Consider the following 13,520-nt stretch of genomic DNA (forward strand, 5'->3'; position numbering starts at 1 on the left):
CCAGAACGGTTAGGAGGCATGCTGTTGAAATGGTTGGCTAATTCACGACTGCTCTTTTGGTCGGTGGAACTATTGATTGTCGCCACGTTGATTTGGGTGTGTACCCAGATTAGTTTTCTGTTCTCACCGATTGGGATTTTTCTGTCGGTGATTTTTACCCCGTTACTGTTGTCGGGAATTCTTTTTTATCTGTTGAACCCCATCGTGAAGCTCTTGGAGCGGGTGCACTGGAAACGACTGCATTTTAACCGCACCGCTGCGGTGGCGCTCGTCTTTCTGGGCTTAATTGCCGTGATTGGGTACGGTGCGGCCTGGGTGGTGCCGCGGTTAGTCTCGCAGATTACCAATCTGGTGGGCAACATTCCCGACTTTGCGCGGTCCAGTGAGGCGGTCTTAAAGCAGGCCGCTCATCATCCGTGGTTGCAACAGATCGATTTTTCCAAGTACCTGACGCAACTGCAAAACTCGCTGGCCAAATACGCGGAGAGTGTTATGAGTGGCATTACCTCGGGCATTGGGACCGTGGTGGGCACCGTGACGTCGGTGACCGTGACCGCCGTGACGGTGCCGGTGATGTTGTTCTACATGTTAAAGGACGGCGAGAAATTGTTGCCGGCCATCCGCAAGCTCTTACCGGAAAAGCACGCCGATCAGACCATGGAATTGCTGAGCCGGATGAACGCGACGATCGCCCGTTACATTGGCGGTCAGATCTTGGAGTGTTTGTTTGTCGGTACCTTTACGGCGTTGGGGTACATGCTGATTGGTGAGAAATACGCGCTATTGTTAGGCGTATTTGCGGGATTGTGTAACCTGATTCCCTACATTGGTCCCTACCTCGGGATCTTACCCGCACTGATCGTGGCCTTTACCATCAGTACCAACGTGGTGCTATACGTGATCATTGTGGTCGTGGTCGTGCAACAGATTGACGGTAATTTGGTGTATCCCAACATTATTGGTCGGACGTTGCAGATTCATCCGTTGACCATCATCATTATCCTGCTGGCGGCGGGAAACATTGCCGGGTTACTGGGGATGATTCTCGCTATCCCGTTATATGCGGTGGTCAAGACCGTGGTGCAATACTTGTACAGCATTTGGCAGTTGGAACACCCGGCGTCAACCCAAGAAAATCTCAAGAAATAACTAACGTTTACGGTTAGAAGTTGACGTCACCGCTGAATATGCTACTATTTACTTTGTTATTGGATTTTTATTATGCCCCCGACGGCTGTCGGGAAATTACCAGATAAGTAGGAGATTCTACATGAAAAAAGTAATTACGTACGGAACGTTTGACTTGCTCCACAAGGGGCACATTCGGCTATTGAAGCGTGCCAAGGCCTTGGGCGATGACTTAACCGTGTGCTTATCTTCCGACGAATTCAATGCCGAAAAGGGTAAGCGCGCTTACACGTCTTATGAAGACCGGAAATATATTCTCGAAGCTATCCGTTACGTTGACCGGGTCATTCCCGAAAAGGGTTGGGACCAGAAGATTCGTGACGTTCAAGACAACGACATCGATATTTTTGTGATGGGTGACGACTGGAAGGGAAAGTTCGACTTCTTGAAGGACTACTGTGAAGTCATCTACCTGCCACGGACCGAAGGCATCTCAACCACTAAGATCAAGCACGACTTGGGCTTAGCGGACGACGAAGCCTGGAAGGAAGAAGATTAGTCGATGGCCCAGAAATCCTTAGTCGCTGACTAGGGATTTTTTCATAGTGGCCAGCGTAAACGGAGGGAACGACAGTGCAGCAAATTATCTTTTTAGTGACGTCACTCGATGGCCTACATAAACCCAACTTCACCAAGCAGTTGGCGGCGGCCTTACAACAAAACGTCACCATTAAATTATTGGTGGCCCTAGTGGACTTCGATGCCACCTGGGAAGTGCGCCAGTTTATCGAACGCTTGGCGCGCGACGACGAACGGGTCAGTCGCGTGCGCATCATCACGATTGCGGAGCTTTACGCCCAGGAGACCGGCTTAGCGTTGAGCGCTGAAGACCGGCATCTGCCTGATCTAACGGCTTACGACGAACGGGTCTTTGCCGATCAGCAGGGGCAGATTCGGCGGTATTTGGACCACGGACATTTAGCAGCTGAGCTACACCAGTTGGACGATAACACGCCGATGGTTTTGCGGCAATATCACGACGACCAATTGGTACAGGTGGACACCTACGACCTACACGGACAAGTCGTCGGGGTGGCGCAATTGGCCAACGGGGTGGCGCAAACCAGCTACGTGCTCAACGCCCAGGGAGCAGCCGTGCTTCGGTTGACCCGGCACCAACGCGCCGTGGAACACGTCTACAACCTCGGGGCCGATTCGGCGATGATTGCTACGGAATTCAGCAGTGCCAAGGAAGTTGCTGCGCTGAACAACATGTCGAAGCGTAAACGCGACCGGACGCTAGCCCAGAGTGTCGATCACACCGAGATGATTGCCACCACGGAGACCTATTACAGCGTGCTGGTGTACGCGACCTATCGGCGGTTTAACGACGTCTTTAGTTTTTACCAGACGGTCCTAGACCGGTTAATGACCCCCCAGACGCAACTCTACGTTGATTTGGCGGTTAATGCCGTGTTGTCCCCACAGATGCCTCACCAGTTAATCTTTAATTACTAAGGAGTTATTCCATCGTGCGTGCGATTTTATCTGGATTACATCATAAAAAGAAACTACAGGAACTCGAACTCGAACTGATCGACGTGCCGGAACCGTTTGACGACTTAGTGGTCACTTTCCTGGAGAAGCAGACCCAAGTGTCGTTGACCTTACCCATCACCAAGGTCATCAGTGCCGGGGTGGTACGGGTACGGCTTAACGCCAGCGACCTGAAGGTTCCGGGCAGCACCCAAAGCGATTTTAGCTGGGAACTGTACCTTAACCTTCAGCAGCAAGACACGCGGGGGCTGATTCAGGTTGAAAGTGAATACCTGAGCGACCGGCACCAGTTATCGCTGACCAGCTTTTATCAGTTGAATAGTGATGCCAACGGGATGGCGCTATTTAACCTGCACACGAACCAACCCGAAGATGAATTTGCCATCAGTGCGATTAACCTGCAGAACGATCAATTGCAGATCACCGGTCCCAACCGCATCAATAATCGCAAGATTGAAAATCAGCGGTTGGTCTTGAAAAACGGCCAAGACCAGGGGACAGCCGAATGGCCCATCACCAAGATGGGGTTACACGGGTTGTTTAGCGGCACAATTCCGTTGAGTGATCTCGCGTCGAACAGCAAGCAAGAGCTGTTTATGCGTTCCACGGTTGACGGCCAGGAGCTGGAACAACGCGTTATCTTGGGCAAGTCGTTGGCTGGACAGGTCACGCAGGCGGTTACCGGTCATCACCGCCTGGTCGTGATTGAAAAGCGGTTTAACAACGGTATTTTGATTCGTGAAATGGCGGCACCGTCGTTACCTGAACGGTTGGGCCACCTGCCTAATAAGGTCAGCGGGGCCACCCACTTACTGAGTGTTCTGATGGAGAAGGTTAACCTGATGTACATGCGGCGCCTGTTTAAGCGCGGCCACCGGGCTTACGAGCAACCAACCTTAATCTTTGAAAGCTTCGGGGGTCGGCAGGTTAGCGACTCACCGTATGCAATCTATCAGTTATTTACGCAACTTTACCCAGGCTTTCGGTTTATCTGGTCGATCGACCGGAGTCAGAAGAAGTTCTGTAAGCAAAACGGGATTCCGTTCGTGATTCGGCGGACGGCCAAATGGGTGCGAACGCTGGAGAAGGCCACCTTCTGGATCAGTAACGCGCGTTTCCCAGCCTGGGTCAAGAAGCCCAACTATGTGACCTACATCCAGACCTGGCACGGGACGCCGTTGAAGAAGTTGGGGCTGGATATCGAAAATGTGTCGATGCCGGGGACCACGACCACCAAGTATCACGCTAACTTTGTGCGGGAAGCCAACCGCTGGGACGCCTTGGTGTCCCCCAACGACTATTCTACGCAGATTTTCCGGTCGGCCTTTGGGTTTAATAATCAGATCTTAAAGGTCGGTTATCCGCGTAACGATGAACTCATCAACAGTAGTGCGGAGGATATCGTGGCCTTAAAGACCCAGATGGGCATCCCGTTGGATAAGAAGGTCGTGTTATACGCCCCGACTTACCGGGACAACCAGTTCGCCGAGAAGGGGAAGTACACCTTCGAATTGCCGTTCTCACTGGATGATTTCAAGCAAAAGTACGGTGACAACGCCGTCTTGGTCTTGCGGATGCATTACCTGATCTCTAACGCCTTAGACATTAGCGGGTACGAGGACTTCGTGTATGACATGTCGAACCACCCGAGCATCTCGGACCTCTACTTGATCAGTGACATGCTGATCACCGACTACTCGTCCGTCTTCTTCGATTACGCCTACCTCAAGCGGCCCATTCTGTTCTACCCGTACGATTACCACATGTACAAGGACGAACTCCGGGGCTTCTACCTGGACTACGAACGGGACCTGCCGGGCGAAATCGCTCATAACGAAAAGGAACTGTTGACCATGATTGGTGACAAGTTACAAACGCCAGACATGAGCGATAATCCGAAGTTCATGGACTTCTACCGCCGGTTCTGTGCGATCGATGACGGGTTAAGCTCGTTAAAGGTCGTCAACTATGTGGTTCAACAGATCGAAAATCAGGGTTAACCGGTGAGCACCTTTTCAGCCAAGGCCCGCCAGTTAAGCGCTGGGTGGTAGGTCAATCTGGTTGAACAATACTGCGATCACGTTTTTTCATAAAAAATTAACTAACCCTAAAGGGACTTCACGATTTTTTCGCGAAGTCCCTTTATGATTAGTCTGATAACCTGTTGAAATTTGGGTTACTTGGTGCGGGGGACCTGGTTAACGCGGGCAACGGCGTGGGTCTCGAGCTTGGTCACCGTCTTGGCCGAGGTCGTGATGCCCTGAAAGTACTGGTGGAGTATCTTTTGGTAGTTGCGTTTGACCAACGCGACGTTGGGCGTTTGGCGTTGGGTCAGTTGCGTTTGGGCGGCTTGAGCCCAGCGTTTGGACTTAGCGGGTTGGCCCGTGTGGTCGATCAGGTAGGTCACGTTGCGACTGGCCTTCTTGGCCTGGGGCGTGACCGGTTGGTGGGGGGCCTGGCTGCTGGCCAGAGAAGCGTGCATGTTGGTGGTCAGGCTGGTGATCTCGTAGTACTGGTTTTTCTTGACCCGCACGCCAGCGTAGGTCTTGAACAATAACACGTTGAGCAGACTGGCAATGATCACGATGCCCACCCCGCAGATAATTACGGTCATTGCCGGCCGCAGTGCTTGCCGGTGACGCTTGGTCCAGACTAGCCCAATCAAGCCACCGAGGGCGATCAAGGCGCCAAGACTAAAGACGATTTCAATAAGGATGATTTCGGTACTTGCCGACATAAGTTCACCTGTTTTCCGATAGAATTCAATTCACCATGATACCACTAAACCGGGGATAGCGGAAACGCCGCCGAGCAATTCGTGAATTGTCTGGGGTCATGTGTTAAAATTAAAGCATTGTGTCTATTAACGTGTTTTTAAACCTTAAAAAATTTGTGAGGAACGAACTATGAGTGAAAAAAATTTAGCAACGGCGGTCGATAAGCGGCGGACCTTCGCCATTATCTCCCACCCCGATGCCGGGAAAACCACGATTACCGAACAACTCCTGCTGTTCGGGGGCGTCGTGCGGGAAGCCGGAACGGTCAAGGCGCGTAAGAGTGGGAACTTCGCCAAGTCTGACTGGATGGAAATTGAACAGAAGCGGGGCATCTCGGTCACGAGTTCTGTGATGCAATTCGATTACCAGGGTAAGCGCATCAACATCCTGGACACCCCCGGACACGAGGACTTCTCCGAAGATACCTACCGGACGTTGATGGCCGTTGACTCGGCCGTCATGGTGATTGACTCCGCCAAGGGGATCGAACCGCAGACCAAGAAGCTGTTCAAGATCTGTAAGATGCGGGGAATTCCCATCTTTACCTTTATGAACAAGCTGGACCGCGATGGCCGCGATCCGTTAGACCTGATTGCCGAACTCGAAGACGTCTTGGGCATCGAAGGGTACCCCATGAACTGGCCGATTGGGATGGGGAAGGAACTGAAAGGGCTGTACGACCGCTACCACCACCGGGTGGCCCTGTTCCACAAGGACGACCAGGGCCGGCAGTATCTGCCGTTAGATGCCGATGGCAACCTCGCCGAGCCGAACGCCATCGAAGAAGACGACTGGTACACCGAAGCCCACGATAACATGGAAATGATCGAAGAAGCCGGGAACCCGTTTGATGCCGCTAAGATTAAGAGCGGGGATCAGACACCGGTCTTCTTCGGGTCGGCGTTGGCGAACTTCGGGGTCCAGACCTTCTTGGAGACCTATCTGGAATACGCGCCGAAGCCGGCGGTCCACCACACGGAAACCGACGGCGATGTTGCGCCGACCGATCCGGAATTCTCCGGCTTCGTGTTCAAGATTCAAGCCAACATGAACCCGCATCACCGTGATCGGATTGCCTTTGTCCGGATCTGTTCGGGAGAATTTGACCGGGGGATGGACGTGATTCAGGAACGGACCGGTAAGAAGTTGCGTTTGTCCAACGTCACGGAATTCATGGCCGATACGCGCGAAAACGTGGAAACGGCCGTGGCCGGCGATATTATCGGGCTGTACGATACCGGGAACTTCCAGATTGGTGATGCCATCTATACCGGTAAAAAAGATATTCGGTTCGAAAAATTACCGCAGTTTACACCGGAACTCTTTGCCCGGGTCTCCGCGAAGAACGTGATGAAGCAGAAGTCCTTCCATAAGGGAATCGACCAACTGGTTCAGGAAGGGGCCGTACAGCTTTACACGTCGTACTCGACCGGGGATTACATCTTGGGCGCCGTGGGTCAACTGCAATTCGAAGTCTTCCAATTCCGGATGAAGAACGAATACAATTCCGACGTCATCATGGAGCCGATGGGTAAGAAGACGGCGCGCTGGATTGAGCCCGACCAATTGGATGAACGGATGTCTTCATCCCGCAACCTCTTGGTCAAGGATCGCCAGGGCCAACCCCTCTTCCTGTTTGAAAATCAATTTGCAGAACGTTGGTTCAAGGATAAGTATCCGGACGTTAACTTAACGGCTAAACTCTAAAATAAAAATTTTAATAGCCCCAGTCAGCGCCGATGTGCGTTGTCTGGGGCTTTTGGTGTCCGTAACGCAAATTTCGGCGGGAGGTTAATCGTTTTAGCCTTGTGAATTTATGAGAATTTAACCCATGCTATCGTGGAAGAAATGTTAGTGAAAAGGGGTTAAGGAACATGAAGTTACGGTGGTACTGGGGCGTCTTGCTCGGGTTAAGTGTCGTCTTGCTCGGGTTAAGTGTCGTGTTGAGCGGGATGAGCACGGGCCAAGCTAAAGGGAAACAGCCTTATAATTACAAGGAAGATTACAAGAAGGCCTTGCGGACCGCACCGCAGGGGATCTTGGTCAAAGACATTTTTGAGCGGGGGGATCCGCAAGATAATCAAGCGGCGGTGGTCCCGGTCACCAATGATGAGGTGAAGGCGACCACCGAAGCCGTGATGATTACGAACGATAAGAACCAGTATGGCACGATCTGGTCGACGGCGGCCAATAAGTTTAAGTTGAAGCACGACCGGGTCGCGTCCATGTGGATGTACTTTGGTGGCAATCGGGGCGCGGCGGCTGATGGGATGGCCCTGGTGCTGCAAAATGATCAGCGGCGTGGGAATGCTAAATCGGTTTACCGCGATCACCCGTTCGGGGAACCCCTAGGTGTGTGGGGGGTGGACGATGATAAGGAGTTGCGTGATGCTCAGGGGCTGGCGAAGCGGGCGATTCAGAACAGCTGGGCGTTAGAATTCGATACCCACCTGAATAACTCGGATAATCTGCGCAGTGCGGGGACGGCGGATTCGTTTGATATCGGGCTAAAGGGTCCCCATATCGCGGCGGCCTATCCCGGTGAGGCCAGTAGCTACCAACAACATAGTGGTGTGCGGTATAATATGGACCGGGTTTTTTATTATCATCTGGTACACCAAAAGCCCATTGACCAACTCAGCTTAGCCGATGGGCAGTGGCATCACGTCACGCTAAGTTGGCAAGCGGCCGATCCCGAGGACCCGCAAAGGGCGTTGCCCCAAATGACCTATACGTTCGACGATAAGGACCCGGAAACAAACGTGGAACGTCCGGGGTACACCCGCACGGTTCCGGTCGATCCGAAGATTATTGATCCGACCGGTAGTGGTGAGACGATGTGGGGATTTACCGGGGCAACGGGCGAAGCGGCAGCAAATAATCTGGTGATTTTCGAGGGCGTTCCGGGCCTAGTAGACATCTCGGCCCATACGGAGTTGACCAACCTGACCACTAACCAGGTCGTCCGCGACGGCGACCGGCTCAAGAATGGGGATCGGGTTCGCTTACAGTACCAGCTGACTTACCAGGGGGCAAGCTTCCCTGGCAGCAGGTGAAGGCGCAATTGAAGTTGCCGGCGAATCTGAAATTTACGCAGGGCGCGGTAACCTATGACGTGGATGAGGCCCAGGTGATTCCAACCGCTAGTTTTCAAAAAGATCAGGTGACGTTTGAGCTTGCGTCCACGTTGGATCAGTTTAATCCTACGGCGACCGTGACGCTGGAGGGACGTGCGACAACTGGGATGCGGCCCACTACCTCAACGGCGACGCGGGGAAGTTTTACGGCGGCTAACGGGGTCGCCACGACGGCGGTTCCGGGCTTAACGGTGACGCCGGTCTACGATCTGGGCCTAGCGTTGACTAGTGACGCGACGGTGGAAGTCCTGGCCGGAGATGTCCCCGAGATCCGAGGGCGGGTGACCTTGCCCGACCAGGCCGGCTTGACGGCCCAGGAGTTGCAAGTGTATCCGACTATTAACGGGAAGGAATTAGCGCCGGTTTCCTTGGCATCGCTCATTGATCCAAGCACGGGAAACTTACGGTATCGCCCGGCCGAAGGTGAGTTGGCAGCGGGACCTAATACGGTAAGTTTGCGGGTGCAAGACCAATACGGCAATGTTTCGGCTCCCATCCGGGTCCGGGTAGAGGTGATTGGCACCCTCTCGTTTGACACCCTTAAAACGGCGTCGTTTCGCGCCACCAAGCTGACGGGCCAGGCGCAAGCGACCATCCCCCCCACCGGTGATTGGGATGTCCGGGTCCTCGATACGCGGCGTGCTAATTCGCGGTGGCAGCTACAGCTCGTGGCTAGCCCGTTTCGAACCGTCAAGGGGGAACGGCTAGCGGGGGGACTGAGTTACACGGATAAGGAGAAGACCACCCGGATTACCACAACGCCCCAGACGGTTTATCAGGGGATGGCTCGGACCCAGCAACCCGTGACCGACGTGACCGCCACCTGGAAGGCGGGGATGGGACTCCATCTTGATCTGAACGGGAACGCCCTGCCGGGAGATTATCAGGCCGATTTATATTGGTCATTGAATGACGTTCCCAATCCGTAGCCTTGAAGGCTAGAGCTGAAAACCGTTTTTGCTGGTGTGCTTTGTTTTGATTAATCGACAGGCCGACCCGGAGGTTCCGGGTTGCGTCACTTAACTGCGAAAGCGATCGTGATTCCCGGGTGGGGAAACACGGTCGTTTTTGCGTTCGGAACGTTAGCTTTGGCCTAGTCCGGTGGACGGTTAACGCAAAAAACGAAAAATAGCAAATGATTTTTGCGCAGCTCGCTGGGCGGGAGACTGTTTGGATATACAGCGTTTGTTTCATTGTATAAAATGGTTATGGTATAAGAAGGAGGCGTCGGCGATGAACTTACGACCAGGACTACGGGCGGTGTTTAGCGTGTTTTTGACGTTATGGGTGGGCTTGACTGTGGCTCACGCCGATGCGGATTATGATAACGCATTGGCCACCGCGCCCCAGGGCATTGCGTTGGATCAGATTTTTACGCCCGGGGAAACCACGAATAACAAGGCACAGGTGGTTGACACCACGAACGCCCAGACCGTTGGGACCCAGGCCGTGATGGTGACTAACGCCAAGAATCAGTTTGGGACCATCTGGTCTACGGATGACAACGCGTTTGAGCTTAATCAGGATGAAAGCGTTTCGATGTGGATGTACTTTGGGAACAAGGGGGCCGATGCCGCCGATGGCATGGCGTTTGTGTTGCAAAATGATCCGCGGGGAGTGGCGGCCACCCCCAGTTTTGGCAGTAAGATTTCTGGGGAAACGCTTGGGGTTTGGGCGGTTGATACCAATACCAAGCAGACCGATCCAGCGGCCCTAGCCAAGTTGGCGATTCAGAATAGCTGGGCCCTTGAATTTGACACGCACCTGAATAAGTCCAATACGTATAGTAAGGCCGGTGGGGCCGATTCATTCGACGTGGGGCTGACCGGTCCGCATCTGGCCGCGGCTTATCCGGGCGAGGGGAGTAGCTACCAGCTGGTGAAGACTACCAGTGGGATTATCATCACCCAGACCGCCTATTACGCCACCCTGAACCACCAGGGGGTCATCGCGGGGGGCAATGACTTGCTATCGAACGGCAGTTGGCATCACGTGACGATGGATTGGGACGCCCAAGCCCACAAGATGACCTACATTTTTGACGATAAGGATCCCGCAACCGGTAATGAGCAGACCGGAACGTCCCAAACCGTGACGGTCGACCCGGCCGTGGTCGATCCCGAGCAGACGGGGAAAATTCGGTGGGGCTTTACTGGGGCCACGGGGAGTAGTTATGCCAATAACTTGGTTATTTTTGAAAGTGTTCCCGGCTTGGTGGAAACTGATGCCACGGCAACGCTGACGGACCTTAACACGGGGCAGGTAGTCAAGGATGGCGCTAGTATTCGGGGGACCCACGAGGTCCAATTGGATTACGACCTGACCTATGAAGGGGGCAAGCAGGCCTGGAAGGACGTGACGGCCAAGCTGAAGCTGCCCCACAATCTAGAATTTGAGAAGATTAAAGTGACTTATGCGAACGGAGATAGTCAAACGGTTGATGCCACGGCGATTAGCGATGACCAATTGACGTTTAAGTTGGATACGGCCCTCTCGACGACTAACCAGACGGCTAAGATTCGGTTAACCGGAACGGTGACCGACCAGAAGCAGGCGAGCGACGTGGCTGCGAAAACGAGTACCTTTACCGCGGTCAATGGGGTGACAACGGCCGATACGGTCCGGTTTACCATCGAACCGAAGCTCGACATCGACCTGCTATTGACGTCGGCTTCAACGGTGACGCTGGCGGCGGGGGAAACCACCACCATCAAGGGACAGGTCTTCGTGCCCGAAGGCATTACCATTACTAACGATGATTTAACGGTGCACCCCACCATTAATGGAAAGACCATGCCCGTGGAGCAGATTAAGGACCCTGACGACAACCTCAGCGGCAAGGTGCGCTATACGCCCGCGGCAACCGATCTGCCGGCGGGCAAGAATACGGTGGTGTTGTACGTCGAAGATAACTACGGTAATCGCTCGAATACCATTACGGTGACCGTCAACGTGACCGGTGGCTTAACCTTTGACCAGGTGGCCACTAACAGCTCCTTTAAGGCGACCACGCTGACGGGAAGTTCCCAACGGGTCGCCCGCACCAATGACTGGTCCGTGCGAGTCCTCGATACCAGAGCGGCGGGGGCTCGGTGGAGTCTCCAGGCCGCCGTGGGAGATTTTACCACCAGTGACGGCCATAAGTTGGCGGGGGGACTTACCTATTCGGACGGTGACAGCTCGATCAAGCTCACTAGTACCCCCACGACCATTCACCAAGGAACCTCTAGCACCAATCAGGATGTGACCGACGTGGTGGATGACTGGACCGACGAGACGGGCATTCAATTAACGGTGGATGGTGACGCTTTAAGCGGCGACTATAGTGGTCAGATCGACTGGACCTTGACGGATGCGCCCGCTTAATAGTTATTTGCCGAAAAGGGGTGACTTTAAGTCGATTCATCGTTACTGATACGAACAAACGAAAAATGGCGTCGTAAAACTAGTCTGGTTTTACGACGCCATTTTTAATTGTTAAAACGGAATTGATCCTTCATCAAGGCGATTGGTTAGCGACGAGACGTTGTAAATGAGTCCTGGTAGGGCCTTAACTTCAGACTAAGCCTGCGCCACTTTGGCTTGGGCCGCTTGCGCCAGGATGTTTAAGTAGTTGAAGGGCCGATCGAAGTTGGGCTGGAAGAGCATGTCAACCATCGCTAAATCGTCGATGGTATTGTTGTTTTGGATGCAAACAGATAAGGTGTTAGCGGATTGTGAGACATCGTAGTGGCTCATCAGGGCGCCCCCTAAAATCCGCTTGGTGTCTGGATCAAAAACTAGTGACATCAAGACGGGTTCCGTGGTCGGCATGAATTCCGGCCGGTAGTTATCGGTGATGATCACTTGGTCGGCCTTGACGCCTTGCTGCTCAGCGGCGGTTAAGGTCAGGCCGGTCGATACGATGGTCCGACCATAAAGTGCCAACCCGGATGAGGATTGCGTCCCCAGGTACTTGACGGTTGGCTGGGTCAGATTCTTGCCGACCAAGATTCCTTGCCGTACGGCGTTGGTAGCTAAGGGAATGTAGGCGCTTTGGTGGGTCGGGTTGTAGTGCACAGCGGCACTATCTCCGGCGGCGAAGATGTCGGGGTTGGAAGAACGCATGTAGTCATCGGTCAGAATCGCGCCGTTGGGGGCCATGTTGACCTGTCCCTTGAGGAGACCGGTGTTGGGCCGGAAACCAATACATAGGATGGCTAAGTCGGTCGGATAGCTGCCCTTGTCGGTGTTGATGATCAGGCTGCCGTCAGCGGCATCTTCGAAGTTGGCTACGGTTTCACCTAAGGCCAGTTGAACGCCGTGGTCGCGATAGTCTTGTTCGATGGTGTCGGTGAATTGTGCATCGAAGTACTTCGGCATGACACGGTCTTGGGCGTCGATTAACGTGACGTCGTGGCCGGTGGTGGAGTAGGCTTCCGCCAGTTCGGCGCCAATGTAGCCAGCCCCAATCACGGTGATTCGCTTGGCAGACTTGGCATCTTCGAACAGAGTTTGGGCGTGATTCCAGTTCTTACACAGCTTGACCTTGGCGTTATCGATGCCCGGAATCTTGGGGACGATGGGCCAGGAACCACTGGTCATGACCAACTTATCGTAAGCCGTGGTGGTTTGTTGGTGGGTCGTCAAATCTTCCACCGTCACCGTCTTTTGGGCGGCATCCACAGCCAAGACATTGTGATTCATTTGGACATCGGCGCCCAATGCGTGGAGTTCTGCGGGATTCGAGTAGAAGAGACCTTGCGGATCAGCGACTTGACCGCCTAAATATAAAGCGATTCCACAAGACAGAAACGAAATATTGTCGTTACGTTCGTAGACCGTAACCTCGGCATCGGGATGGTCAGCTAAGATTTGTTTAATGGCAAAGGTGCCCGCATGAGTACAACCAATAACTGTGACTTTCATAGGTGGTGCCTCC

At 53.6% G+C, this 13,520-nt stretch carries 10 protein-coding genes; 8 read left to right on the forward strand and 2 right to left on the reverse strand.

Translation table 11 applies throughout. From position 1 onward, the window contains the following. The first annotated feature begins 18 nt into the window (after positions 1 to 18). The 4 genes from RI501_RS05405 (at position 19) to RI501_RS05420 (ending at position 4,685) form a co-directional block, all read left to right on the forward strand. Positions 19 to 1,149 (forward strand): AI-2E family transporter, encoded by a 1,131-nt coding sequence (locus RI501_RS05405; protein ID WP_396442509.1) that lies wholly within the window; start codon positions 19 to 21, stop codon positions 1,147 to 1,149. 121 nt (positions 1,150 to 1,270) lie between these two features. Then, positions 1,271 to 1,687 (forward strand): glycerol-3-phosphate cytidylyltransferase, encoded by a 417-nt coding sequence (tagD, locus tag RI501_RS05410; RefSeq protein ID WP_057731823.1) that lies wholly within the window; start codon positions 1,271 to 1,273, stop codon positions 1,685 to 1,687. A 74-nt stretch (positions 1,688 to 1,761) separates the two neighbouring features. Beyond that, the gene (locus tag RI501_RS05415; RefSeq protein ID WP_313820694.1) at positions 1,762 to 2,646 is read left to right on the forward strand and encodes a hypothetical protein; all 885 of its coding nucleotides are present in this window, start codon (positions 1,762 to 1,764) and stop codon (positions 2,644 to 2,646) included. Positions 2,647 to 2,660: 14 nt separating this feature from the next. Further along, positions 2,661 to 4,685, forward strand: a complete 2,025-nt coding sequence (locus RI501_RS05420) for a CDP-glycerol glycerophosphotransferase family protein (RefSeq protein ID WP_313820695.1) — start codon at positions 2,661 to 2,663, stop codon at positions 4,683 to 4,685. A gap of 176 nt (positions 4,686 to 4,861) precedes the next feature. Here the strand turns inward: RI501_RS05420 and RI501_RS05425 are convergent, their stop codons facing one another. Then, on the reverse strand, positions 4,862 to 5,422 hold the full coding sequence (locus RI501_RS05425) for a hypothetical protein (RefSeq protein ID WP_313820696.1): 561 nt from the start codon (positions 5,420 to 5,422) through the stop codon (positions 4,862 to 4,864). 169 nt (positions 5,423 to 5,591) lie between these two features. Between RI501_RS05425 and RI501_RS05430 the strand changes: the two genes are divergently transcribed. From RI501_RS05430 to RI501_RS05445, 4 genes are all read left to right on the forward strand, one after another. Then, positions 5,592 to 7,169, forward strand: coding sequence for a peptide chain release factor 3 (locus RI501_RS05430; RefSeq protein ID WP_313820697.1), 1,578 nt, complete (start codon positions 5,592 to 5,594; stop codon positions 7,167 to 7,169). A 167-nt stretch (positions 7,170 to 7,336) separates the two neighbouring features. Further along, the gene (locus tag RI501_RS05435; protein WP_313820698.1) at positions 7,337 to 8,518 is read left to right on the forward strand and encodes a lectin-like domain-containing protein; all 1,182 of its coding nucleotides are present in this window, start codon (positions 7,337 to 7,339) and stop codon (positions 8,516 to 8,518) included. 8 nt (positions 8,519 to 8,526) lie between these two features. Further along, positions 8,527 to 9,528, forward strand: a complete 1,002-nt coding sequence (locus RI501_RS05440; RefSeq protein ID WP_313820699.1) for an AsmA family protein — start codon at positions 8,527 to 8,529, stop codon at positions 9,526 to 9,528. Positions 9,529 to 9,832: 304 nt separating this feature from the next. Beyond that, a complete protein-coding gene (locus RI501_RS05445) occupies positions 9,833 to 11,965 on the forward strand; it encodes a lectin-like domain-containing protein (protein ID WP_313820700.1) in 2,133 nt (710 codons plus the stop codon). 195 nt (positions 11,966 to 12,160) lie between these two features. Here the strand turns inward: RI501_RS05445 and RI501_RS05450 are convergent, their stop codons facing one another. Then, positions 12,161 to 13,507 carry an FAD-dependent oxidoreductase gene (locus RI501_RS05450; RefSeq protein ID WP_313820701.1) on the reverse strand — a complete coding sequence of 449 codons (1,347 nt, stop codon included), beginning with the start codon at positions 13,505 to 13,507 and terminating at the stop codon, positions 12,161 to 12,163. Positions 13,508 to 13,520 lie beyond the last annotated feature (13 nt).

It is taken from the genome of Levilactobacillus zymae, assembly GCF_032190635.1.
Classification (GTDB): domain Bacteria; phylum Bacillota; class Bacilli; order Lactobacillales; family Lactobacillaceae; genus Levilactobacillus; species Levilactobacillus zymae_A.

Excerpts from the sequence above, each read along its gene's own strand:
- RI501_RS05430 (WP_313820697.1), top strand. The coding sequence starts at position 5,592 with ATGAGTGAAAAAAATTTAGCAACGGCGGTCGATAAGCGGCGGACCTTC.
- RI501_RS05425 (WP_313820696.1), bottom strand. The coding sequence starts at position 5,422 with ATGTCGGCAAGTACCGAAATCATCCTTATTGAAATCGTCTTTAGTCTT.
- RI501_RS05450 (WP_313820701.1), bottom strand. The coding sequence starts at position 13,507 with ATGAAAGTCACAGTTATTGGTTGTACTCATGCGGGCACCTTTGCCATT.
- RI501_RS05405 (WP_396442509.1), top strand. The coding sequence starts at position 19 with ATGCTGTTGAAATGGTTGGCTAATTCACGACTGCTCTTTTGGTCGGTG.
- RI501_RS05435 (WP_313820698.1), top strand. The coding sequence starts at position 7,337 with ATGAAGTTACGGTGGTACTGGGGCGTCTTGCTCGGGTTAAGTGTCGTC.
- RI501_RS05445 (WP_313820700.1), top strand. The coding sequence starts at position 9,833 with ATGAACTTACGACCAGGACTACGGGCGGTGTTTAGCGTGTTTTTGACG.
- tagD (WP_057731823.1), top strand. The coding sequence starts at position 1,271 with ATGAAAAAAGTAATTACGTACGGAACGTTTGACTTGCTCCACAAGGGG.